Origin of the sequence: Variovorax sp. 54 (genome assembly GCF_002754375.1) — a bacterium.
Taxonomy (GTDB): Bacteria; Pseudomonadota; Gammaproteobacteria; order Burkholderiales; family Burkholderiaceae_C; genus Variovorax.
Genome location: NZ_PEFF01000001.1, coordinates 1,727,443 through 1,751,535 on the forward strand (window position 1 = coordinate 1,727,443; position 24,093 = coordinate 1,751,535).

The 24,093-nt window shown below is 68.6% G+C and carries 21 protein-coding genes; 3 read left to right on the forward strand and 18 right to left on the reverse strand.

What is annotated here, in order from left to right:
- Nucleotides 1-43 precede the first annotated feature (43 nt).
- The 3 genes from acnD to CLU95_RS07760 are packed head-to-tail and all read left to right on the forward strand — an operon-like array spanning nucleotide 44 to nucleotide 4,724.
- Nucleotides 44-2,638, forward strand: a complete 2,595-nt coding sequence (gene acnD / locus CLU95_RS07750; RefSeq protein WP_099797163.1) for a Fe/S-dependent 2-methylisocitrate dehydratase AcnD — start codon at nucleotides 44-46, stop codon at nucleotides 2,636-2,638.
- 2 nt (nucleotides 2,639-2,640) lie between these two features.
- Nucleotides 2,641-3,831 (forward strand): 2-methylaconitate cis-trans isomerase PrpF, encoded by a 1,191-nt coding sequence (prpF, locus tag CLU95_RS07755; protein WP_099791947.1) that lies wholly within the window; start codon nucleotides 2,641-2,643, stop codon nucleotides 3,829-3,831.
- Between the two features lie 29 nt (nucleotides 3,832-3,860).
- Nucleotides 3,861-4,724 carry an isocitrate lyase/PEP mutase family protein gene (locus CLU95_RS07760; RefSeq protein ID WP_099791949.1) on the forward strand — a complete coding sequence of 288 codons (864 nt, stop codon included), beginning with the start codon at nucleotides 3,861-3,863 and terminating at the stop codon, nucleotides 4,722-4,724.
- A 6-nt stretch (nucleotides 4,725-4,730) separates the two neighbouring features.
- Here the strand turns inward: CLU95_RS07760 and CLU95_RS07765 are convergent, their stop codons facing one another.
- From CLU95_RS07765 to fliK, 18 genes are all read right to left on the reverse strand, one after another.
- The gene (locus CLU95_RS07765) at nucleotides 4,731-5,465 is read right to left on the reverse strand and encodes an RNA polymerase sigma factor FliA (protein WP_099791951.1); all 735 of its coding nucleotides are present in this window, start codon (nucleotides 5,463-5,465) and stop codon (nucleotides 4,731-4,733) included.
- A 25-nt stretch (nucleotides 5,466-5,490) separates the two neighbouring features.
- Entirely contained in the window at nucleotides 5,491-6,294 is an 804-nt protein-coding gene (locus CLU95_RS07770) for a MinD/ParA family ATP-binding protein (RefSeq protein ID WP_099791953.1), read from the reverse strand.
- 5 nt (nucleotides 6,295-6,299) lie between these two features.
- On the reverse strand, nucleotides 6,300-8,633 hold the full coding sequence (gene flhF / locus CLU95_RS07775; protein ID WP_099791955.1) for a flagellar biosynthesis protein FlhF: 2,334 nt from the start codon (nucleotides 8,631-8,633) through the stop codon (nucleotides 6,300-6,302).
- Nucleotides 8,630-10,741, reverse strand: a complete 2,112-nt coding sequence (flhA, locus tag CLU95_RS07780; protein WP_099791957.1) for a flagellar biosynthesis protein FlhA — start codon at nucleotides 10,739-10,741, stop codon at nucleotides 8,630-8,632. The genes flhF and flhA overlap by 4 nt, the downstream gene beginning before the upstream one ends.
- Entirely contained in the window at nucleotides 10,738-11,880 is a 1,143-nt protein-coding gene (flhB, locus tag CLU95_RS07785; protein WP_099791959.1) for a flagellar biosynthesis protein FlhB, read from the reverse strand. The genes flhA and flhB overlap by 4 nt, the downstream gene beginning before the upstream one ends.
- A gap of 123 nt (nucleotides 11,881-12,003) precedes the next feature.
- Nucleotides 12,004-12,636: a protein phosphatase CheZ gene (gene cheZ / locus CLU95_RS07790; protein ID WP_099791961.1), complete on the reverse strand. Its 633-nt coding sequence runs from the start codon at nucleotides 12,634-12,636 to the stop codon at nucleotides 12,004-12,006.
- Between the two features lie 322 nt (nucleotides 12,637-12,958).
- Nucleotides 12,959-13,354, reverse strand: coding sequence for a chemotaxis response regulator CheY (gene cheY / locus CLU95_RS07795; protein ID WP_180288722.1), 396 nt, complete (start codon nucleotides 13,352-13,354; stop codon nucleotides 12,959-12,961).
- 39 nt (nucleotides 13,355-13,393) lie between these two features.
- The gene (locus CLU95_RS07800) at nucleotides 13,394-14,485 is read right to left on the reverse strand and encodes a protein-glutamate methylesterase/protein-glutamine glutaminase (protein ID WP_099797164.1); all 1,092 of its coding nucleotides are present in this window, start codon (nucleotides 14,483-14,485) and stop codon (nucleotides 13,394-13,396) included.
- A gap of 2 nt (nucleotides 14,486-14,487) precedes the next feature.
- Nucleotides 14,488-15,081 (reverse strand): chemoreceptor glutamine deamidase CheD, encoded by a 594-nt coding sequence (gene cheD, locus CLU95_RS07805; RefSeq protein ID WP_099791965.1) that lies wholly within the window; start codon nucleotides 15,079-15,081, stop codon nucleotides 14,488-14,490.
- Nucleotides 15,078-15,905, reverse strand: a complete 828-nt coding sequence (locus CLU95_RS07810) for a CheR family methyltransferase (RefSeq protein ID WP_099791967.1) — start codon at nucleotides 15,903-15,905, stop codon at nucleotides 15,078-15,080. Before CLU95_RS07810 ends, cheD begins: the two co-directional genes overlap by 4 nt.
- A 91-nt stretch (nucleotides 15,906-15,996) precedes the next feature.
- Complete coding sequence (locus CLU95_RS07815) at nucleotides 15,997-17,283, reverse strand: EAL and HDOD domain-containing protein (RefSeq protein ID WP_099791969.1); 1,287 nt, start codon at nucleotides 17,281-17,283, stop codon at nucleotides 15,997-15,999.
- Between the two features lie 26 nt (nucleotides 17,284-17,309).
- Nucleotides 17,310-19,346, reverse strand: coding sequence for a chemotaxis protein CheA (gene cheA, locus CLU95_RS07820; protein ID WP_099791971.1), 2,037 nt, complete (start codon nucleotides 19,344-19,346; stop codon nucleotides 17,310-17,312).
- Nucleotides 19,347-19,398: 52 nt separating this feature from the next.
- On the reverse strand, nucleotides 19,399-20,307 hold the full coding sequence (motB, locus tag CLU95_RS07825; RefSeq protein WP_257214556.1) for a flagellar motor protein MotB: 909 nt from the start codon (nucleotides 20,305-20,307) through the stop codon (nucleotides 19,399-19,401).
- A 13-nt stretch (nucleotides 20,308-20,320) separates the two neighbouring features.
- Nucleotides 20,321-21,181 (reverse strand): flagellar motor stator protein MotA, encoded by an 861-nt coding sequence (gene motA / locus CLU95_RS07830; protein ID WP_099791973.1) that lies wholly within the window; start codon nucleotides 21,179-21,181, stop codon nucleotides 20,321-20,323.
- A 62-nt stretch (nucleotides 21,182-21,243) separates the two neighbouring features.
- Nucleotides 21,244-21,834, reverse strand: coding sequence for a flagellar transcriptional regulator FlhC (flhC, locus tag CLU95_RS07835; protein ID WP_099791975.1), 591 nt, complete (start codon nucleotides 21,832-21,834; stop codon nucleotides 21,244-21,246).
- Nucleotides 21,831-22,211, reverse strand: coding sequence for a flagellar transcriptional regulator FlhD (flhD, locus tag CLU95_RS07840; RefSeq protein WP_099791977.1), 381 nt, complete (start codon nucleotides 22,209-22,211; stop codon nucleotides 21,831-21,833). The genes flhC and flhD overlap by 4 nt, the downstream gene beginning before the upstream one ends.
- A gap of 339 nt (nucleotides 22,212-22,550) precedes the next feature.
- A complete protein-coding gene (locus CLU95_RS07845) occupies nucleotides 22,551-22,856 on the reverse strand; it encodes an EscU/YscU/HrcU family type III secretion system export apparatus switch protein (RefSeq protein ID WP_099791978.1) in 306 nt (101 codons plus the stop codon).
- Nucleotides 22,853-24,076, reverse strand: coding sequence for a flagellar hook-length control protein FliK (gene fliK, locus CLU95_RS07850; protein ID WP_099797165.1), 1,224 nt, complete (start codon nucleotides 24,074-24,076; stop codon nucleotides 22,853-22,855). Before fliK ends, CLU95_RS07845 begins: the two co-directional genes overlap by 4 nt.
- Nucleotides 24,077-24,093 lie beyond the last annotated feature (17 nt).

Sequence of the window (24,093 nt, forward strand, 5' to 3'; positions counted from 1 at the left end):
AAGCACCCGTGCCTGCGTGCGGGTGCCGAGCGACAAGCGCCCCATGAACACCGACTACCGCAAGAACCTTCCCGGCACCGCGCTGGATTACTTCGATGCACGCGAAGCCATCGAAGCCATCCGCGCCGGCGCCTGGGCCACGATGCCCTACACCGCGCGCGTGCATGCCGAGAACCTCGTGCGCCGCTGCGACCCGGCGATCCTCGTGCAGAGCCTCACGCAGCTCGCCCTGCGCCGGCGCGAACATGACTTTCCGTGGTTCCCTGCGCGCGTGGTCTGCCACGACATCCTCGGCCAGACCGCGCTGGTCGACCTGGCCGGCCTGCGCGACGCCATCGCCGAACAGGGCGGCGACCCCTCGCAGGTGAACCCCGTGGTGCCGGTGCAGCTCATCGTCGACCATTCGCTGGCGGTGGAGTGCGGCGGCTTCGACCCCGATGCCTTCGCGAAGAACCGCGCCATCGAGGACCGGCGCAACGAAGACCGCTTTCACTTCATCGAATGGACGAAGCGGGCCTTCCGCAACATGGAGGTGATCCCGCCGGGGAACGGGATCATGCATCAGATCAACCTGGAGCGGATGTCGCCCGTCGTGCATGCGCAGGACGGCGTGGCCTACCCCGACACGCTGGTCGGTACCGACAGCCACACGCCGCACGTCGATGCGCTGGGCGTGGTCGCCATCGGCGTGGGCGGGCTCGAGGCCGAGAACGTGATGCTCGGGCGCGCCTCGTGGATGCGGCTGCCCGACATCGTCGGCGTGCGCCTCGCGGGCCGGCCGCAGCCGGGCATCACGGCCACCGACGTCGTGCTCGCGCTGACCGAGTTCCTCCGCGCGGCGAAGGTCGTGGGCGCGTACCTCGAGTTCCACGGTGAAGGCGCGGCCAGCCTCACGCTGGGCGACCGCGCGACCATCTCCAACATGGCGCCCGAGTACGGTGCCACCGCCGCGATGTTCGCCATCGACACGCAGACGCTCGACTACCTGCGCCTCACGGGCCGCGCCGACGAGCAGGTGCGCCTCGTCGAGATCTATGCGAAACAGGCGGGCCTGTGGGCCGACACGCTGGGCGACGTTGAATACGAGCGCGTGCTGCACTTCGACCTGTCGACGGTCGTGCGCAACATGGCCGGCCCTTCGAACCCGCATGCGCGCGTGGCCACGGCCGACCTCACCGCGCGCGGCATCGCCGCCCCGTGGGACGACGTGCCCGGCCAGATGCCTGACGGCGCGGTGATCATCGCGGCCATCACCAGCTGCACCAACACCAGCAACCCACGCAACGTGATCGCCGCGGGCCTGCTCGCGCGCAATGCCAACCGCGTGGGCCTGACGCGCAAGCCCTGGGTCAAGACCTCGCTGGCGCCGGGCTCGAAAGCGGTGACGCTGTATCTGGAAGATGCGGGCCTGATGCGCGAACTCGAACAGCTGGGCTTCGGCGTGGTGGCCTATGCCTGCACCTCGTGCAACGGCATGTCGGGCGCGCTCGATCCGGCCATCCAGCAGGAGATCGTGGAACGCGACCTGTACGCCACCGCCGTGCTCTCGGGCAACCGCAACTTCGACGGCCGCATCCATCCGTACGCGAAGCAGGCCTTCCTGGCCTCGCCGCCACTGGTGGTGGCCTACGCCATCGCAGGCACCGTGCGCTTCGACATCGAGAAAGACGTGCTCACCGTCGTCGACGGCAAGGAGATTCGCCTCAAAGACCTCTGGCCGACCGACGAAGAGATCGACGCCATCGTCAAGGCCAGCGTGAAGCCCGCGCACTTTCGTCAGGTGTACGAGCCGATGTTCGCGATCCAGCCCGACACGGGCGAGAAGGTGGCGCCGCTGTACGACTGGCGCCCCGCCTCCACCTACATCCGCCGCCCGCCGTATTGGGAAGGCGCGCTGGCCGGCGAACGCACGCTCAAGGGCATGCGACCGCTGGCGATCCTGCCGGACAACATCACGACCGACCACCTGTCGCCGTCGAACGCGATCCTGCTCGACAGCGCGGCCGGCCAGTACCTGCACCGCATGGGCCTGCCCGAGGAAGACTTCAACTCCTACGCCACCCACCGCGGCGACCACCTCACGGCGCAGCGCGCCACCTTCGCCAACCCGACGCTGAAGAACGAGATGGTGCGCAAGGCCGACGGCACGGTGCGCGCCGGTTCGCTGGCGCGCGTGGAGCCCGAGGGCGAGGTGATGCGCATGTGGGAAGCCATCGAGACCTACATGCTGCGCAAGCAGCCGCTGATCATCGTGGCCGGTGCCGACTACGGCCAGGGCTCGTCGCGCGACTGGGCCGCCAAGGGCGTGCGGCTGGCCGGCGTCGAAGCGATTGCGGCCGAGGGCTTCGAGCGCATCCACCGCACCAACCTGATCGGCATGGGCGTGCTGCCGCTCGAGTTCAAGCCGGGCACGAACCGCCTCACGCTGGGCCTGGACGGCACCGAGACTTACGATGTGACCGGCGAGCGCACCCCGCGCGCCGACCTCACGCTGGTCGTGCACCGCCAGAGCGGTGAACGGCTCGACGTGCCCATGACCTGCCGCCTCGACACCGCCGAAGAGGTGTCCATCTACGAAGCCGGCGGGGTGCTGCAGCGCTTCGCACAAGACTTCCTCGCCGCCACGAAAGCCGACTGACGATGCCGCACATTCCGCAGATCAAGATTGCCGCCACCTACATGCGCGGCGGCACCAGCAAAGGCGTGTTCTTCCGCCTGCAGGACCTGCCCGAGGCCGCGCAGGTGCCGGGCAAGGCACGCGACGCGCTGCTGCTGCGCGTGATCGGCAGCCCCGACCCCTACGGCAAGCAGATCGACGGCATGGGCGCCGCGACGTCGAGCACGAGCAAGACCGTCATCCTGTCGAAGAGCGAGCGGCCCGACCACGACGTGGACTATCTGTTCGGCCAGGTGTCGATCGACCGGCCCTTTGTCGACTGGAGCGGCAACTGCGGCAACCTGTCGGCCGCTGTCGGGCCGTTCGCGATCAGCAACGGCCTCATCGATGCCGACCGCGTACCGCGCGACGGCGTGGCCGTCGTGCGCATCTGGCAGGCCAACATCGGCAAGACCATCGTCGCGCACGTGCCGATGACCGGCGGTGCGGTGCAGGAAACCGGCGACTTCGAACTCGACGGCGTGACCTTCCCCGCGGCCGAGGTGCAGCTCGAATTCATGGACCCCGCCGCCGAAGAAGACGGCGCGGGCGGCGCGATGTTCCCGACCGGCAACCTCGTCGACGACCTCGAGGTGCCCGGCCTCGGCACGCTGCAGGCCACGATGATCAACGCCGGCATCCCCACCGTCTTCGTGAACGCCGACGCCATCGGCTACACCGGCACCGAGCTGCAGGACGCGATCAACGGCGACGCCGCCGCGCTCGCCCGCTTCGAGGCCATCCGCGCGCACGGTGCGCTGCGCATGGGGCTGATCCGCACGCTCGACGAAGCGGCCAGCCGCCAGCACACACCCAAGGTCGCCTTCGTGGCCAAGCCGGCGGGCTACACGGCCTCGAGCGGCAAGGCCGTCGCGGCCGGCGACATCGACCTGCTCGTGCGCGCGCTGTCGATGGGCAAGCTGCACCACGCCATGATGGGCACGGCGGCCGTGGCCATCGGCACCGCCGCCGCCATTCCCGGCACGCTGGTGAACCTCGCGGCCGGCGGCGGCGCACGCGAGGCCGTGCGCTTCGGCCACCCCTCGGGCACCTTGCGCGTGGGTGCGCAGGCCAATCAGGTCGATGGCGAATGGCAGGTCACCAAGGCCGTCATGAGCCGCAGCGCCCGCGTGTTGATGGAAGGCTGGGTCCGTGTACCCGGAGATGCCCTTTGAGCTTTCAGATCCATTCACAGGAAATTCCGATGTCGACTCGCAAGACCCTCCGTTCCCTGGCCGAGGCCCGCCGCGGCGTGCTGGTGCCGGGCGCTTTCAACGCGCTGTCGGCGCGCGTCATCGAAGACCTGGGCTTCGAGGCCATCTACGTCACCGGCGCGGGCGTCACCAACATGTGGTTCGGCCTGCCCGACCAGGGCTTCATGGGCCTGCACGAGATCGCCGACCACACGGCGCGCATCCGCGACGCCGTGAACCTGCCGCTGATCGTCGATGCCGACACCGGCTTCGGCAATGCGCTGAACGTGCGCCACACGGTGCGCGTGCTGGAGCGCGCGGGCGCCGACTGCATCCAGTTCGAGGACCAGGTCGCGCCCAAGCGCTGCGGCCATTTCGCGGGCAAGGACGTGATCTCCACCGAGGAAGCCGTGAACAAGATCAAGGCCGCTGTCGATGCCCGCACCGACCCCGACCTGCTCATCATGGCGCGCACCGACGCGGCGGCGACGCTGGGTTTCGAGGCCGCGATCGAGCGCGCGCAGAAGTTCAGCGAGGCCGGCGCCGACATCCTCTTCGTCGAAGCCGTCACCACGGCTGACGAAATTCGCGCGCTGCCGCAGCGGCTTGCGAAGCCGCAACTCATGAACATGGTGATCGGCGGCAAGACACCGATCTTCGGTGCCGAGGAACTCGGTGGTCTGGGCTACGGCATCGTGCTGTATGCCAATGCCGCGCTGCAGGGCGCGCTAGCCGGCATGCAGAAGGCGCTCACGGTGCTGCGCGACACACGGCGCATGGACGAAGACCCGTCGCTGGTCGCGCCCTTCGCCGAGCGGCAGCGACTGGTGCGCAAGCCCGAGCTGGATGCGCTCGACGCGCGCTACGCCAGTTGAGTTTTTCTACAGCGCGTCTTTGAGCTTCGCACGCAGCCGGCTCACCGCCTGCCCGTGCAGCTGGCACACGCGCGACTGGCTCACCTCGAGCACCGCGCCGATCTCGCGCAGGTTCAGCTCTTCCTCGTAGTAGAGCTTGAGCAGCAGCTGGTCGCGCTCAGGCAGCTCGCCAATCGCGTCGACCAACTGGTGGCGGAAGCCGCTCTCCAGCAGACGCGCCAGCGGGTCGTCGAACTGGCCGCGGCCCTTGCGCGCATCTTGCGCGTGCAGGTCGAGAAAGGGATTGTCGGGGTCGCCCTTGGCGAAGTCTTCCACGTACAGCAGCTGGCTTCCCTGGATGTCCTGCAGCATCGACTGGTAGGTGTCCAGGTCGACCTTCAGCTCCTTCGCGATCTCGCCTTCGGTGGGCGCGCGGCCCAGCCGGTGGCCCAGCGCCTGGATCGCTTTCTCGATGCCGCGCGCCGACTGGCGCAGCCCGCGCGAACCCCAGTCGCTGGCGCGCAGCTCGTCGAGCATGGCGCCGCGGATGCGCTGGCTGACGAAGGTCTCGAACTGCGCGCCGCGGTGGTCCTGGTAGCGGCTCGACGCATCGAGCAGGCCGAGCATGCCGGCCTGGATCAGGTCGTCCAGCTCCACGCTGGCCGGCAGCCGCGCCATCATCTGCAGCGCGATGCGGCGCACCAGCGGCTGGTGCTGTTCCAGCAGATGCGATTTCTCGATGGTGCCCTGCGCGGTGTACACGGCCGTCCGTCCTCGTCGTCGTGTCTCAGGCGGCGAGCGCCTGTGGGAACACGGCCGGCCGCGCGGGCGTGCGCCACGGCCAACGGCCCATGTCGTCGGCGATGGCGCGGAAATCGACCGCTGCGGCGCTGGCAGGGAAAGCCTCGACCACGGTCTGGCGCAGCCGCGCCGCGTCGGCCAGCCAAGGGTCGGTGCGCACCCAACCCACGGGCAGCAGCGACAGCGCGAGGTAGCGGCTGGCCGCCTGCGCGAGGTTGTGCATGACCTGCTGCGCGGTCGCCACATCGGCCACGCCGTTGAGCAGGAAGCGCAGCTGCTTCAGCGCATGCGCTCGGTGCAAGCGCTTGATGCCCGCGTAGGCCGAGGTGATGGCTGCCGGATGCGGTTGCAGCACCAGCAGCAGTTCGTCGGCGCCTTCCGCCAGCGGCGACAGGTGGCCTTCGTCGTCGAAGGCCGCATCGACCAGCACGATGCCGCGCGGCCACAGCGTGCGCGGGTCGGTGATCACTCCGGGTGATGCGGGCAACACCTGCACACCACACACCGCGCTGGCCGCAGCCTGGTCGATGCGCAACCGCCGCCCCGTCACGTCGGCCAGCGTTCCGCGTGGATCGAGCGCCCACACATCGCACACCGAGCGCACCTTCGGGTGATGCTCATCGAGCAACAGCACGTCCTTACCCTGCTGCGCCAACGCGGCGCCCAGACTCATCGCCACTGTGGTCGCGCCCGCGCCTGGGCCCATGCCCGCGACAGCGATGACGCGCACCGGCGCCTGCCCGAGCAGCCGCCGCAACCCGTCGGCCTGGTCCGTGACGCGTGCGTTCATGACCTTCAGCCCTGGCGTTCCAGCGCGCGCGGCGCTTGCGCGGGCCCTGCCGATTCGGTGCCCAGCGCATCGAGCAGCAGGAACAGCTTGCCCACGCCCGCGTACAGCGCGCCGCCCGTCATGGCGCGGCCGGCACGCGGGGCGCGGCCCGTGAGCTGGCCCAGCAGCAGACGCGTGCGGTCGGCCCATTCGCCCCCGGCCTGCAGCAGGCGCCACACGGTGGTCGTGACCTGGCCGGCGACGAGCAGGCGCTTCATCATGTGCGGATCGCCGGGCTCGCCCATGCCGCCCACGAGCTGCACGCCGTCGCGCAGCAGGCGGAAGCACGGCTCGGCGTCAGCAGCCCAGCCCTGCCATTGCGCGAGCTGCGGTGCGCTCACTTCGTCGCCCAGGTTGGTGAGCACGCAGGTCTGCGACAGCGGCTTGCGGCTGCGCGCATCGACCACGCGCACGGCCACGCAGCGCAGCGTGGACAGGGTGTCGCGATCGATGGCGGTACGTGGCAGCACCTCGACCTGCGCTTCGCATTGCAGCGCGGCCTTGCCGCGATAGCGCACGGGTCGTTCGGTCGCGTCATCGAACACGAAGGCCAGGCGCGCGAGCGTGATCGCGGCGCCGGTGCGCACGTCGGTCACGGCCGTGCTGCCCGGCGCGCGCGCCAGCCACATCGAGCCTTCGGCCTGCCACGCCAGCATCTGTTCGACGGCCGGCGGCTTGCCCAGCACATGCACGAGACGCTTGCCGAAATCCTGTTGCCCCAGCCACTGCGCCTGACGCGATCCCGGTTGCGCCGACTGGCGCGCCGCAGCGGTCGAAAGCCACTGATTCGGCGCCGCCAGCGGCAGGCCGTCGCGGTCGGACAGCAGCAGGCTGCCGTGGCACACGTAGGCATCGCCGCTGTCCGTCGCGCGCAGGCCCACCTGCCCGGCCAGCGCGAGCACGTGGGTGTCGCAACCCGCAGCCACTTCGCCGCGCGCGTAAGTCGACAGGTCGTGCAGCACGGCCTTGGCATCGATGGCCTCGTCACCCGCCTGACGCCACAGCGTGCGCGCACCGTCGAAGCCGATGTGCGCACCGGCGAGCGCACCAGCCGTCGTCGCCAGTTCCTGCGCGTCATGCGCCATCGCGCGGATCAGGCTCTGGTAACGCAAGCGCAGGCGATCGGTCTCGCCCTGCGCCTGCGCCGAAGGCGCGGCCTCGTCCGCCAGATCAGCTTCCGCCGGCACGAACAACGGGCTGTGCTGGCGCGGCTGGAACACGCTGTCCACCAGCTGCACGCGGTCGGCGCGCACCAGGTTCTCGGGCACCTTCTGGCCGCCCGAGATGTAGTGCACCGGCAGGCGGTGGCGGATCACGGTGTCGATCAGCGCGCCCGGGTGCGTGGCCTCGTCGACCTTGGTGAAGATGCAGCCCGCCAGCGCATGGCCCTGGCGGTAGGCGTGCACCACTTCGTTGAGCGTGTCGCCGTGGCTGGTGGCGTTGAGCAGCAGCAGCCGCTTCACCGGCCGCTGGCTGCTGCCGAGCATCGCGATCTGCTCGGGCACGGCGCGGTCGCGCTGGCTCATGCCGACGGTGTCGATGAGCACCATGTGGCGGTCGCGCAGGTCGTGCAGCACCAACTGCAGGTCGGCCGCGTCCTTCACGGCATGCACCGGCACGTTGAGGATCTGGCCGTAGATGCGCAGCTGCTCATACGCGCCGATGCGGTAGCTGTCGGTGGTGACGAGCGCGAGCTTGTCTGCGCCGAAGCGCATCACGCAGCGCGCGGCCAGCTTGGCGGTGGTGGTGGTCTTGCCGACGCCGGTCGGGCCCATGAGCGCGTAGACGCCGCCCTGCGCGAACAGCGCGTCTTCGTCTTCATGCACCGGCACCGCGCGCGCGAGCTCGGAGCGCACGAAGGCCATGCCGTCGGCGTAGCTCTGGCCCATGGGCAGCTTCTCGAGCATGGCCTTCGACAGGCGCGCGCTGAAGCCGGCGCCGAGCAGCGTGCGCAGCAGGCGACCGCGCACGGGGTCGCGGCGCTGGCTGTCGCTCCAGACCACGCTGGCGAGCTGCTCCTCGAGCATGCCGCGCATCGAATGGAGCTCGCTGAGCACGGTGGGGTCGGCGGATGCGGTCACGACAGGTGCGACAGCAGGAACGGCCGCCTCTACGGTCTCCTGCACATCGCCCTCGGCCATCGCGACGATCTCGACGCCTTGCGCCGTGGCGCGGTGCGTGAGCACGATGGCCTCGGCACCGAGCGATTCGCGCACCAGGCGCAGGGCCTCGCGGCCGGTGGCCGCGACGAATTTGCGTGCGGTGGTGCGCACGTCGCGCGCGTCAGTCTGTGGATTCAAACGGCTCGTCCTCCAATGGCGGCGGTGATCTTGATGGTCCGGGCGTCAGGAATCTCGGCGTGCGAGAGCACCTTGAGCTGCGGCAGGCTGCGCCGCAGGAAGCGCGACAGCAGCACGCGCAGTGCGTGCTGCACGACCAGCACCGGCGCCAGCCCCATCTGCTCCTGCCGCACGATGGCGGCCTGCGCCTGCTTGAGCAGGTTGTCGGCAATGCCCGGTTCGATGCCGCTGCTGTTGTTCAGGGCCTGCTGCAACACGCTGTCGAGCGAGCCGTCGAGGCCGATCACCTGCATCTCTTCTTCGCCCGGGAACAGCTGCTGCGTGATGGCGCGGCCCAGCGCCAGGCGCGTGAGCGTGGTGAGCTCGGTCGGGTCTTTCACCGTGGGCGCGTGCTCGGCCATCACGTCGAGGATGGTGCGCATGTCGCGGATCGGCACCTCTTCGTCGAGCAGGTTCTGCAGCACCTTGTGCAGCGTGCTCAGCGACAGCACCTTGGGCACCAGGTCTTCGGTGAGCTTGGGGGCGGTCTTGGCGATCTGGTCGAGCAGCTGCTGCACTTCCTGGCGGCCCAGCAGCTCGGCCGCGTGGGTGTGGATCAGGTGGTTCAGGTGCGTGGCCATCACGGTGCAGGCATCGACCACGGTGTAGCCGTACACCTGCGCCTGTTGTCGCAGGCTGCCGTCGATCCAGGTGGCCTCCAGGCCGAAGGCCGGGTCGCGCGTGGGCGTGCCGGTCAGCGTGCCCGTCACCTGGCCGGGGTTGATCGCCATCCACTGGTTGGGGAAGGCTTCGCCGCGGCCGATCTCCACGTCCTTCAGGCTGATGACGTAGGCGTTGGGCTTGATCTCCAGGTTGTCGCGGATGTGGACCACCGGCACCAGGAAGCCCAGCTCCTGCGCGATCTTCTTGCGGATGCTCTTGATGCGGCCCAGCAGCTCGCCCTGCTGCGACTGGTCCACCAGCGGGATCAGCCGGTAGCCGACCTGCATGCCCAGCGGATCGACCATCGCCACGTCGTCCCACGTGGCTTCGGCCTGCTCGGCCGCGGCCGGCACGCCCGCCGCACCTTGCGCGGCGGCAGCGGCTGCGGCCTGCTCCGCCGCCTCCTGCGGCTTGCGCTGCACCAGCCGCCGCCCGAGCCACACCAGCCCACCCGCGATCAGCAGGAAGGCCAGGTTCGGCATGCCCGGGATCATGCCCAGCAGGCCGACGATGCCGGCCGTGAGGAACAGCACCTGCGGGTTGGAAAAGAGCTGGCCCGTCAGCTGGCTGCCCACGTCTTCGTCGGTGGTCACGCGCGACACGATCACGCCGGCCGCGGTCGAGATCACCAACGCCGGAATCTGCGCCACCAGGCCGTCGCCGATGGCCAGCAGCGTGTAGGTCTTGCCGGCCGTGGAAAAGTCGAGCCCGTGCTGCACCATGCCGACCACCAGGCCGCCGATGATGTTGATGACCATGATGAGAAGGCCCGCGATCGCGTCGCCGCGCACGAACTTGCTGGCACCGTCCATCGAGCCGTAGAAGTCGGCCTCTTGTGCCACTTCGGCGCGGCGCTTGCGGGCGATCTCTTCGCCGATCAGGCCGGCATTGAGGTCGGCATCGATCGCCATCTGCTTGCCCGGCATGGCGTCGAGCATGAAGCGCGCGCCCACCTCGGCGATGCGGCCCGCGCCCTTGGTGATCACCATGAAGTTGATGAGCACGAGGATGATGAACACCATCACGCCCACCGCGAAGTTGCCGCCTACGAGGAAGTGGCCGAAGGCCTCGATCACCTTGCCGGCCGCGTCGGGCCCGGTGTGGCCGTGCATCAACACCACGCGCGTGGAGGCCACGTTGAGCGACAGGCGCAGCAGCGTCGAGAACAGCAGCACGGCAGGGAAGGCTGCGAAATCGAGCGCCTTCATGGTGTACATGCTCACCAGCAGCACCATCACCGACAGCGCGATGTTGAAGGTGAACAGCAGGTCGAGCAGGAACGGCGGCAGCGGCAGCACCATCATGCTCAGGATGAGAATGATGAGGATCGGGCCCGCCAGCCCCTTCACGTGCGAGCCGGAGAACATCCGCGCCGGCAGGCGCATCAAATCGTTCAACGCGTTCATGCAGTGGCCGGCGAATACTGCAGATCGGCCGGCACCGGCAGGTCGGTCGGCGTGCGCGGCGCTTCACCGCCTTCGCTGTTCCATCGCTTGAGCTGGTACACCCACGCCAGCACCTCGGCCACGGCGGTGTACAGCCCTGCGGGAATCTCTTCGCCCAGCTTCGTGTGGCGGTAGAGCGCGCGCGTGAGCGGCGGCGCTTCGAGGATCGCGACCTTGTGTTCCTTCGCCAGTTCGCGGATGCGCGCGGCCACCAGCTCGGTGCCCTTGGCCACCACGCGCGGCGCGCGCATGTCGCTGTCCAGGTACTGCAGCGCCACGGCGAAGTGCATCGGGTTGGTGAGCACGATGTCGGCCTTGGGCACCTCGGCCATCATGCGGCGGCGTGCCATCTGCTGTTGCTGCCGGCGGATCTGCGCCTTGATGTGCGGATCGCCTTCGCTTTCCTTGTGCTCCTGGCGCACGTCTTCGCGCGACATGCGCAGCTTGCGGTAGTAGTTCCAGAGCTGAAACGGCACGTCGACGAGCGCGACGAGGAAGAGCGTGGCGGCGATCAGCGCGCAGTGCTTGGCCACCAGCACGAGCGCATGCGGCAGCGCCTCGTGCGCGGGCTGCGACATGAGCGCCATCACGGCCTCGATGTCGTCCACGATGACCCACCACGCCACGCCGCCGATCAGCGCCGACTTGGCGAGCGCCTTCACGAGTTCGGCCAGCGCCTGCGCCGAGACCATGCGGCCGATGCCGGCCAGGGGATCGAGCTTGCCGAAGTTGGGTGCGACGGCCTTGCCGGAGAACATCCAGCCGCCGAGCATCAGCGGTGCGGCCACGGCGGCGACGACCATCATGGCGAACAGCGGCCCGATGGCGAAGAGCGCCTGCAGCACCATGCGCCCGCTCTGCGAGAGCATGTGCGCGGGGTCGAAGGCGCTGGCGCGGTCGAACTGCAGGCCGTGGCGCAGCGCGCCGCTCATGCTCGCGCCGAGCGACTCCGCGGCGAACCACAGGCCGGCGCTCGCGGTGGCGAGCATGACGAAGGTGGTGAGCTCGCGCGAACGGGCCACGTTGCCTTCCTCGCGCGCCTTCTCCAGGCGCCGCTCGGAGGCGGGTTCCGTTTTCTCGAGATCGCTTTCCTCAGCCATTCATGCTCCGAACCAGCACTGGCGAAGTACGCCTTGCCCAGACCCAAATTATTGAATCCGGTGGTTCGGAACAATCCGCCGATCAGGGCCGGTATCGCCCTGCAATTCGGCCAATCGAGCGACTCAGAACCCGAGGCTCTCCAGCAGGTCGTCGACCTGCGACTGGTCGGTCACGGCATCGGGGTTGCCGGCCTTCACCTGCGGTCCGTTCTGCAGGCTCTGCGCCGCTTCGTGGCGCTTCTCGGGCGGCGAGTTGTCGATGAGCACCTGCAGCAGCTGCGTCTCGACGTCGTTGACAACTTCCATCATCTTCTTGATGACCTGGCCGGTGAGGTCCTGGAAGTCCTGCGCCATCAGGATCTCCATGAGCTGCGTGTTGATGGCGCTCGCGCGCTGCGGCACGTCGCTCAGGTAGCCGCGCGTGTCGAGCACGAGCTCGCGCGCGTGGTCGAGTTCGATCGGGTTCTCGAACCACTGGTCCCAGCGCTGCGTCAGGGCCTTGGCATCGGTCGCCAGTGCTTCCTGCAGCGGCTGCGCGACGTCGATGGCGTTGAGCGCGCGGTGCGCCGCGCGCTCGGTGGTGGCCGCCACGTAGTTGAGGCGGTCGCGCGCATCGGGAATGGCCTGCGCGGCCTTGGCCACCTGCTTGTCCAGGCCCAGCTCGCGCAGGCCTTCGCGCAGCTGGCGCGTGAGGTGGCCGATGCGGCCGAGCAGTTCTTCGGTGGTGTTCGCTGGGTCCGGGGCGTTGTCGTTCATGTCAGTTGTCGATAGGGTTGCGCGCTGCGGTTGTTCTTTCGGGGTGCGTGCACAGGACACCGGGTACTCCCCTCCGCGAATGTCCCCCGGGGCTGCGCCCCTCTTCCTTGATTTCGCTGCGGGGAGCACCCAGTGCCCTGCGCACCTGGGCACGCTCTGCGTTCGCAGCCGATCAACGACCGCTGCGAACAACGATCACGCTGATGGGGTGCCTTGCGCAGCGAAATCAAGGAGGAGGCCGAAGGCCGGGGGACATTCGCGGAGCAAGGTGCCCCGTCGGCGTGATCGCGCCCCGAAGGCAGACCACGCACACCCCAAGACATCAAGCCGCCTCTTTGGCCAGCTTCTCGAAGATCTTCGTGATCTTCTCTTCCAGCGTCGCCGCGGTGAAAGGCTTCACCACGTAGCCGTTGGCGCCGGCCTGCGCAGCTGCGACGATGTTTTCCTTCTTGGCTTCGGCCGTGACCATCAGCACCGGCAGCTTCTTCAGCTCGGGGTCGGCGCGGATGGTCTGCAGCATGGTCAGGCCGTCCATGTTCGGCATGTTCCAGTCGGACACCACGAAGCCGAAGTTGCCGCCGCGCAGCTTCTCCAGGCCGGCCACGCCGTCCTCGGCCTCGTCGACGTTGAGGAACTCCAGCTCCTTCAGCAGGTTGCGCACGATGCGCCGCATGGTCGGGAAGTCATCCACAACCAGAATCTTGATGCTCTTATCGATCACGATGTTTCCAACTCCACAGGTCGTTATTCAAAGTCGTCAAACCCGGTTCGCGCGTTCACCGAACGTGCGCAGGTGCGCCATGACACGGCGGCTGATTTCGTTCAGGGGCGACACCTCGTCCACCGCACCCAGCGCCACCGCCTCGCGCGGCATGCCGAAGACGACGCAGCTGGCCTCGTCCTGCGCCAGCGTGTGCGCGCCCGCGCGCCGCATGCGCAGCAGGCCCTCGGCACCGTCCTTGCCCATGCCGGTGAGGATGATTCCGATGGCGTTCTTGCCCGCGTGCTTCGCGGCCGAATCGAACAGCACGTCGATCGACGGCCGGTGGCGGTTCACGGGCGGCTCCTGGTCCAGGTGCGCCACGTAGTTGGCGCCGCTGCGTGCCAGCGACAGGTGAAAGCCGCCCGGCGCGATGTAGGCATGGCCCGGCAGCACGCGCTCGCCCTGCTCCGCCTCCTTCACGCGAATGCGGCACAGGCCGTCCAGCCGCTGCGCGAAGGAGCGCGTGAAGCCGGCCGGCATGTGCTGCGCGATGAGCACCGCGGGCGCGTCGGGCGGCAGCGGCTGTAGCACCTCGCGGATGGCCTCGGTGCCGCCGGTGGAGGCGCCGATGATGAGCAGCTTCTCGGTGCTCAGCAGCGGGCTGCGCAGCAGCGCCTCCGGCGCGGCCTCGTGCGCGGGGCGCGCCGCCGTGGCCGCGGGCCGTGCCGGCAGCAACCGCGCGCTCGCGGCCGTGCGGATCTTGCCGGCGATGAGTTCGGTGTAGTTGAGCAGGCCGTCGCGCACGCCCAGGCGCGGCTTGGTCACGAAGTCGATGGCGCCCAGCTCCAGCGCGCGCAGCGCGATCTCCGAGCCGCGCTCGGTGAGCGACGACACCATGACCACCGGCATCGGCCGCAGGCGCATGAGCTTCTCGAGAAACTCCAGGCCGTCCATGCGCGGCATTTCGACGTCGAGCGTGAGCACGTCGGGGTTGGTGACCTTGATGAGGTCGCGCGCCACCAGCGGGTCGGCCGCGGTACCGACCACGGTCATGTCGGGCTGGCTGTTGATGATCTCGCTCATCACGCTGCGGATCAGCGCCGAATCGTCGACGCAGAGCACCTTGATCTTCTTCTTGCTTGTCAGGCTCACCGGCTTCCTTTGGTTCTGTCGATCTCGTGCGGCAGGCCGGGCACCGACAGCCGGCGCAGCAGCTCGCCTTCGTCGTGGCGCACGCGCAGCACCTCGGTCTGCGCGCGCAGGCGGCGCACCACGGCCTTGCCGCTCTCGGGCAGGAAACACACGCGGCGCGCATGCGGTCCGCGCAGGTCTTGTGCCGCCACCTCGATGCGTTCCGCCTCCAGGTAGCGCAGCACGAAGTCGGCGTTGCGGTCGCCGATGTTGAGCGTGGTCATGCCGGCCAGCACGGCGCCGCCGCCGAACACCTTGGCCTGCAGCCGCTCGCGCCGCGCGCCCGCGCGCACCAGTTCGCGCACCAGCACGTCCATGGCGTAGGCGCCGTAGCGCATCGAGCCGGCACCGGGCTCGCCGTCGTCGGGCAGCATGAAGTGGTTCATGCCGGCCACGCCCGCCTGCGCATCGTGCAGGCAGGCGGCCACGCACGAGCCGAGCACGGTGCTGAGCACGGTGTGGTCGGTGGTCACGTAGTACTCGGAGGGCAGCAGCTTGACGGCCATGCGCCCGACATCGCGGTCGAAGTAGTGATGGCTCGCCAGGCTCATGCAAGGCCCGGCGTGCGCGACAGCTCGTACACCGTCTGCCCCAGCGGCCGGAAGGCCGGGTTGACGAGCGAGGCGTTCTCGGAATGCCCGGCGAACAGCAGGCCACCCGGCTTGAGCAGCGGCGCAAAGCGGTCGAGCACCTTCTTCTGCGTCGGCTTGTCGAAATAGATCATCACGTTGCGACAGAAGATCGCGTCCACCGGCTCCTTCACCGCCCAGGAACCGTCCAGCAGGTTGACGCGCGAGAACTTCACCAGCGCGGCGACCTCGGGGCGCACGCGCACCTTGCCGGCGTTGGTGCCGGTGCCCTTGTTGAAGAAGCGCCGCAGCCGTTCGGGCGACAGGCGCCGTACCTGCTCGGTGGTGAAGACGCCGGTGGCGGCCTTGGCCAGCACGGCCGTGTCGATGTCGCTGGCGATGACGCGGGCCGAGCCCGCACGGTCGCCCAGCGCTTCCATCAGCGTGATCGCGATCGAGTACGGCTCCTCACCCGTCGAGGCGGCGGCGCACCAGACGGTGATCGGGCCGGTCATCTTGCGCACGTGCGCGCCGAGCGTGGGAAAGTGATGCGCCTCGCGAAAGAACGAAGTCAGGTTGGTGGTGAGCGCGTTGATGAACAGCTGCCACTCGTCGCCGTCGTGGCGCGCCTCGAGCTCGTCCAGGTACGACGCGAACGCGGGCACCTGCAGCTCGCGCAGGCGCCGCGACAGCCGGCTGTACACCATCTGCCGCTTCTGCTCGCCCAGGGCGATGCCGGCGCGGCGATGGATGAGGGTCCGGATTCTGGAGAAGTCGTGGTCGGTAAAAAGGAACTCGGTCGTCACAGCCAGCCTGGAAGCGTGACTTTCAATGGTCACAGCAACCGCCGTTTCCAATCGGCCGATCAGACGCGCAAAAGCCCTGCATTTCCGGGGGTCAGGCAGGCGGCGCGGTCACGGCGGGGCCGGCGTCGAGCGCCCACACCAGTGCCGACAGCTGCGCCGAATTGACCTGCGCTGCGCTCAGGAAGAGCGCCTCGGACAGTCGCGCCGCACGGCCGTCGTCGGTCTCGCAGCTTTCGGCCAGCGCCACGAAGGGGCCGTAGACGCCGCTGCGCGAAAGAATCGCCTGCTGCACGGCCTCGGTGAGCTGCACCTTGCGCAGCACGCCTTCCATCGGCACGCCCAGCAGCTGGTCGAGCAGCGAGAACATGCCCGCGACGAACAGGTTGTCGGCCTCGCTGGGCGGCAGCATGCCCTGCCCCATCAGCTCGACAAAGCGCCCGCGCAGGATGGCCTTCTTCATCATGAAGGGCGAGCTGACCTTGTTGCTGGTGGCCAGCAGCAGCGACAGCCAGCGGTACAGCGGAGAGTAGCCAAGCATGGCGACCGCATGGCGCAGCGAGTGGATCTCCACGGCCAAGCCGACCGACGGCGAGTTGATGTAGCGCAGCAGCCGGTAGGTGAGCGCGGCGTCGTGCTTGAGCGCGCCCTCGATGGCGCGCACGTCTTCGTTGCGCAAGATCATCTGCATCAGGTGCACGATGAGCTGCGACTCGGGTTGCAGCGCGTCGGCGCTGTCGCGCGCCGGCGGCAGGCGCACGGCGCCGTCGACGAACACCTGCACGCCGCGTGCGGCGCAGGCCTCGAACTCGGCCCAGTTCGCCACGCGCGCGGCGATGGGCACCGGGCCTGCGGGCGACACGTCCGCCAGGTGGGCCGGCGCCACCTCGCGGTGCGTGACGATGGCGCGCAGCTCGTCGTCGTCCGGCAGCGCGACGCCGCCGCACAGCATGAAGCCGAAGCCCTGCTCGCGCAGGAACAGCAGGATGGAGCGCATGTCGGCGTCCATCAGTTCGTCGGCCTTCATGCACAGCACGACGTTGCGCGGCGGCAGCGACTGCAGCTCGCTCTGGAACAGCGCATCGACCGTGACATCGACGAACACCCGCTGTTCGCCCAGCAGCCAGCCGTGGCCGCCGGGGTTCAGGTGCAGGCCCAGCGTGTCCATGAGCGCCTTGACGCCGGCTGCCGCGCCGGCATCGGTGCCCTGCCCGGCCGCGCGCCAGGCCATGCGGTAGCCGACCACGCGGCGCTTGCCGTCGAGCAGCATGGCGTAGGCCACGTGGCCGTCGGCGCCGACTGCGGGTGGAATGGCGAGAGCTGCTTCAGCGGGCACGCCGTTGCCGTCGACGCCGGGGCGCCGGAAGAAATCGAACCTCATGCGGCCGTCCGTCGAATGAATCGGTGTCAGGACGCGAGGGCGTCGGTGCTGCGGCGCGCCGCGCCGGCCAGTGCCGCCGCGCTCGCGGCCTGTGCGCGCTGGATGCGCGGCATCGCGCCCACGTCGACGATGAAGGCCACGCTGCCGTCGCCCACGATGGTGGCGGCCGAAATGCCCGGCACCTTGCGGTAGTTGGTCTCCAGGTTCTTCACCACCACCTGGTGCTGGCCGAGCAGTTCGTCGACCAGCAGCGCGAAGCGGCTGTCGTCGGCCTGCACGATCACCAGGATGCCCTGCGTGGGCTGCGTCTGCGCGCCGGCCACGTCGAACACGCGGTGCAGTTCGATGAGCGGCAGGTACTCGCCGCGCACGCGGATCACGTGGCCGTCGGCGGTGATGGAGTGCAGGTGCTCGGGCAGCGGCTGCAGCGACTCGATCACGTAGCTCAGCGGCAGGATGTAGGCCTCGCTGCCCACGCGCACCGACATGCCGTTGAGGATCGCGAGCGTGAGCGGCAGCACGATGCGCGTCGACGTGCCCTGGCCGCCGCGCGAATGAATCTCGACGTGGCCGCCCATCTCCTGGATGTTGCGCTTGACCACGTCCATGCCCACGCCGCGCCCCGAGATGTCGGTGACCTGCTCGGCCGTGGAGAAGCCGGGCGCGAAGATCAGTTGCCACACCTCTTCGTCGGGCATGGCGTCGTTCACCGGCAGGCCCTGCTGGCGTGCCTTGGCGAGGATGCGCTCGCGGTTCAGGCCCGCGCCGTCGTCGCTCACCTCGATCACGATGTTGCCGCCGTGGTGCTGCGCCGACAGCAGCAGCTGGCCGGTGGCGTCCTTGCCCTTGGCCAGTCGCACGTCGGGGGCCTCGATGCCGTGGTCCAGGCTGTTGCGCACCAGGTGCGTGAGCGGATCGACGATGCGTTCGATGAGCCCCTTGTCGAGCTCGGTCTCCTTGCCGTAGGTGTCCAGGCGCACCTGCTTGCCGAGCTTGGCGCTCACGTCGCGGATCACGCGCGGGAAGCGGCTGAACACGTAGTCCATCGGCATCATGCGGATCGACATCACCGATTCCTGCAGGTCGCGCGCGTTGCGCTCCAGGTGGCCCAGACCGCTCAGAAAGCGCTCGTAGGCCACGGGGTCGAGCACGGTCGCGGCCTGCGTGAGCATCGACTGCGTGATGACGAGTTCGCCCACGAGGTTGATGAGCTGGTCGACCTTCTCGACATCGACGCGGATGGAGCTGGATTCCTTGGCACTGACGGGTGCCGCGGGCGCAGGAGCGGCGGCGGCCGGTGCACGGGCCGGTGCGGCGGGTGGCTGCACGATGGGTTCTGCCACTGCGACCACGGGTGCGGCAACGTCGGCCTCTTGTGCCACCTCGCGCGTGATGTCGATCTGCGATTCGTCGATGACGAAGCAGCACACGGCCACGATGTCGTCGGGGTCGCAGGTGGTGGCAAGCCGCACGGTCAGCTGGTCGTTGCTGCGCGTGCGCGTCAGCACCGTGCCGAGGTTGGTCAGCTCGCCGGCGAGCAGGTCGCATTCGCTGTCGGACAGGCGCGCGAAGCGGATGACGAGCACGCCGTCGCTGTCGCTTTCGTCGGCCGGCGCTGCGGCTTGAACGACGGGCGCCGGTGCGGGCGCGGGAACCGGCGCGGGCGCTGCGGCGTGGTTGTTCTCCATCGCCAGTTGCTGCAGCACGCCGCAGATGTGGGCGACCCGGTCGGCGTCCGGCTCCTTGCCGGCCTGGTAGGCGGTGAGTTGTTCTTGCAAGGCGTCCTTCGTTTCCAGAAAGGCATCGATCATCGGAGCGCTCAGGTGCAGCTGCCCGTGGCGGGCCCTGTCCAGCAGCGTTTCGAGCACGTGCGTGGTGTTGGTCAAGGCGGTGAAACCGAAGGTGGCCGCGCCGCCCTTGATCGAGTGCGCCGCGCGGAAGATGGCATTGAGCTGTTCGCCGTCGGGCGCCTCGACGTCGAGGTCGAGCAGCAGCTGCTCCATCTCCGCCAGCAGCTCGATGGCTTCGACGAAGAAGGCCTGGGTGAATTGACTGAGGTCCATCTGTGGTGCTCCGGGGCCCACGCTCACGCGCGCGGCCGCTTCCTTGTTCTTGTTATCCCGCCGTGTGTCCCGCCGCCGTGCGGGCCTGCGCGGCCGGTGGCGGCAGGCCGATGCGCGTGGCGCCGGCGTCGTTGCTGTTCTCGCGCTCGATGCGCTCCTGCGTGCGGTGGTTCAGCAAGATGATGCTGATGCGGCGGTTGATGGGGTTGCGCGGGTCGGCGCGGTCCAGGTGCATGCTGTCGGCCAGGCCGATCACGCGCAGCACCTTGTCCTCGGTCATGCCGCCCGTGACCAGCTCGCGGCGCGAGGCGTTGGCGCGGTCGGCCGAGAGCTCCCAGTTGCCGTACGAACGGTCGTTGGTGTAGACGATGGCGTCGGTGTGGCCCGACAGCGTGAGCTTGTTGGGCAGGCCGTTGAGCACCGGCGCCAGCTCGCGAAGAATGGCGCGCATGTGCGGCACGACGCGGGCGCTGGCCAGCTCGAACATCGGGCGGTTCTCGCTGTCCACGATCTGCAGGCGCAGGCCTTCGGTGGTGATGTCGATGAGGATCTGCGAGCGGAACTGCTGGAACACCGGGCTCTTCTCGATCAGCTCGTCGAGCTTCTTCTTCATCTCGGCCAGGCGGCTCGCGTCGGCCGCGTCCTCGCTGTCGGCCTCGGTGTGGCGCACCTCGCCCTCGGCGTGCATCACGTCGGCGCCGCCGCCGGGGATCATGCTGGTGCTCAGGCTGCTCTTGTCGCCGCCGGCCAGCGCCACGCGCAGCGGCATGCGAAAGTGCTCGGCAATGCCTTCGCGCTGCTTGGGGCTCGAAATCGACAGCAGCCACATCACGAGGAAGAAGGCCATCATGGCCGTCATGAAGTCGGCGTAGGCGATCTTCCAGCCGCCGCCCGCATGGCCGCCGCCATGCCCGCCGCCGTGGGCGCGCTTGATGATGATGCGGGGCTTCGCGTCGCTCATGGCCGGCAGCGGATCAGCGCGCCTTGACTTCGCGGACGTGGTCGTCCAGCTCGGTGAAGGACGGGCGCTCGGTCGAGAACAGCACCTTGCGGCCGAACTCCACGGCCAGCTGCGGCGCGTAGCCGTTCAGGCTGGCCAGCAGCGTGACCTTGGCGCATTGATAAACCTTCATGGCCTCTTCGACCTTCTGTTCGATCAGCGAGGCCAGCGGCGACACGAAGCCGTAGGCCAGCAGCACGCCCAGGAAGGTGCCGACCATGGCGTGCGCAATGAGCGCGCCCATTTCCGAAGGCGGCAGGTGGGCCGAGCCCAGCGCATGCACCACGCCCATCACGGCCGCGACGATGCCCAGCGCGGGCAGTGCGTCGCCCACGCGCGAGAGGCTGTGGCCGGGCACGGCGGCCTCGTGGCGGATCGTCTCGATCTCGTGGTCCATGAGGGCCTCGATCTCGTGCGCGTCGGTGTTGCCGCTGATGACCAGGCGCAGGTAGTCGCACAGGAACACGGTGATGCCCTCGTGCGCCAGGATGGTCGGGTAGCGGCTGAAGATTTCGCTCTGCGCCGGCGCTTCCACGTCGGACTCGAGCTTCATCATGCCCTCCTTGCGGGCCTTGGCGAGCAGCTCGTACAGCAGCGCCAGCAGGTCCATGTAGAGCTGGCGGTTGTGCTTGGAAGAACGCAGCAGCAGCGGCAGCTCCCGGATGGTCGCCTTGATGGTCTTGCCGTTGTTGCCCGCAATGAACGCGCCGAGCGCGGAGCCGCCGATCATGAGCAGCTCCACCGGCTGGAACAGCACGCCGAAATGCCCGCCCATGAGGCCGTAGCCGCCGAACACGGCGCCGATCACCACCAGATATCCCAACAGAACCAGCACGCGCTTCCCCTATGCCCTGAGGCGTCCAAAACAAAAAACCCGCGCCGGGCGCCGGGGCACTTTCACGAGACCGCGCCGCCGATGTCGAGCACCGGGCCGCCGGCAATCAGGCCGGCGCGGCGCACGGGCGCGAGCTTGGGCTTGCGCGCCTTTCCCGCGCGCGAGGGCGGGCGGCACAGCACGCACACATAGCCGTGCTTGTGGTCGTGGGCATGCGCCACGAAGTGGCCGCCGCAGCGGCTGCACGGGCTCAGCTGCAGCATGTCGCTATCGAAGAAACGCACCATGGTCTCGGCGCGCGTGAAGTCGAGCACGACCTCGCTGCCTTGCGATTCGACCTGCTCGGTGTACAGGCGGTAGGCCTTGATGAGCGCGGGCAGTTCGCCCTCGCCGGCCTCGTCGCGCATGAAGCGGTATATGTTGTAGAACATCGACGAGTGGATGTTGGCCAGCCAGGTCATGTACCAGTCGGTGGAGAACGGCAGCAGGCCCTTGGGCGGCGAAACGCCCTTGAGTTCCTTGTACAGGCGGATCAGCCGTTCGCGGCTCAGCGTGACCACGGCCTCCAGGAACTGCAGGCGCGCACCCAGGCCGATGAGCTCGACCGCGAGCTGCACCTGCCGGACCTCGCCCAGGATGCTCTTGCGGGTCATGCGCTGGCCGAGCCCGCTTCGCGCATCCGCGACGGCACCCGGGCCTGCGCCTGGCCCGCGCTCATCAGGATCGACATGTGGGCCTGCTGCAGCGCGGGCTCCTTGCCCTCGCCGACCACCGCGAACATGGGGCGGTCGTCCAGGCGAAAGCTGCACAGCAGGAAGTTGGACGCGGCCAGCTTCACGATCTGGCTGAGCGACATGTTCATGAGCAGATCGGCCAGTTCGCGCCCCACGCCGAGCCGGAACATGGCTTCCGCGCGGTCCCGCTTCACCAGCTTCTGTGCAAGCAGCATATAGGCCAGATTGATCTCGCCGATTTCCTTCGAAATCACCCCGCCTGCGTTGACATTGCAATTTTCCACGTCTACTTCCATTTCCGATTCCATGTCCACTCCGCGCGTCAATTCATAATGTATACATTATATGCACAAAGTTTTACATTTAAAAGACCATATAGAACAAAAGGCGAGAGACCGAACAGGATTTCCGTCCAGGACGCGCCCTCTCCTCCTCTGATAGCGATGATTTCAGAGCCGATGTTGGCACGCGACCGGGGGACAATCAATTGTTACCAAAATGACACTTTTTGAGTATTTATCAATCGCTTCTTTGATTGAATACATAAATACTATCGGCCTCCGTGAAAGTTAAATCGCGAGGCCTCCCCGTTAATACCTCGATAGGTCAATGACTTTCTATTGACATGCAATCCGTCAAGACATGGCACGTCCGACATCCCCCGCCGGGACTTCGGCGCCGCCTTCGAGCCCGTGAATCCACGCCATCACTTCCGCGACCGCCTGGTACAGCTGCGGCGGAATCTGGCGGTCGAGGTCGACCTGCATCAGGAGCTTCACGAGGTCGGCCGACGCATGCACGTAGAGCCCGTGCGCGCGCGCCTCGCGCATGATCGATTCGGCGACCACGCCGTAGCCCTTGGCGACCACGACCGGCGCCTTGCGCGTGTCCGCGTGCGAGAGCACGACGGCGCTGTGGCGGTTGCGTAATTCATCGCTCATCCCGCAGCCTTCGCCGTCACCTGCAACTGCTGCAGCTGAAGCCCGACAGCCTCGAAGCGTTGCGCGAGCCGGCCGGCGTCGCCGCGCAGGCGCGCCACGGTGGCGTTCTCGCGTGCATGCAGGTGCGCCTGCACGGTCGGGCCGCTGAGGCTCAGGCGCAGGTCGACTTCGCCCAGCCGCGGCAGCACCAGCGACACGGTGGTCGACCAGCGGCGTGCGCCTTCTTCGTCAGCAGGTTCACCTTCGCGTGCGCCGGACCTGGCTTGCTCTTCCTCGATCGCCCACGCCATCGGCACTTCGGGCCAGGCCTGGCCGCTCCAGCGGAAAGCGGCGCTGGCCAGCAGGTCGAGCTGCTGGTGCACGACGGTGACGGCTTGCGGGTGGATCACTTCGGCGCCGCGCGGGGCGGGTGTGTGGGCGACATCGACTGCAGCGCGTGCTTGTTCCGCAATGCGGGGCGCGAGCACTTCCGGCACGGCATCGGACAAGCCGTAGGCCGCTTGCACGCGCGCCGCATCCGGTGCGGGCGCTGCGGCGCTTTCGCTGCGCGCGACCACGCGAGCGGGTTGTGCGGTTGCGGCCTCGGGCGCATCAGCCCCGGGAGCTTGCGCTGCTGCATTCGGTGCGGGCGGCGTCGCAACATCAGTCGCCGCCAACGCCGTCGCCGCAACCACCACACCCTGCCCTGCTGTTGCAGTCGTCATCGCCACCATCACCGGACTCGCCCAACGCGCCTGAGGCTCCCGCGCCATCTGCGCGAGCGTGCGCGTGCCCGCAGCGAACTCGGCGAGGTGCGATTCGTAGAACAGCCCGCTGTCCGACACCGTCTGCGCCAGCGTGCCCGCGAGTGCCGCGGTGTTCGCTCCTTGGCGCGAGACGGGCGACAGCAACGGCGCTTCGCCGCGCACCGGCCCGGGCTCGGCCTGCAGGTCGGCCAGCACCGCGCCGATCACGCGCGCAGCCACCGACAGGCGGGTGTCGATCGAAGCCGGCGCACCGCCAGTCGGAGGCGCAGCCACATCGCCACCGGACGCGCCCGACGGCACCAGCCGGTCCAGCGCCGCACGCGACGGCAGGCGCACGTCGTTCGCCGTCTTCGGCACGGCCACCGCTGCACCGGGCGCACCCACCGTGGCCTCCGGCTTGAGGCCGAGCAGGTCCAGCCGCGGCGTCAGGCGTGCGGCCATCAGGGCGTCGATCAGTCCGGTGAGTCCCAGCATGGCCACGGTGGTGTTGT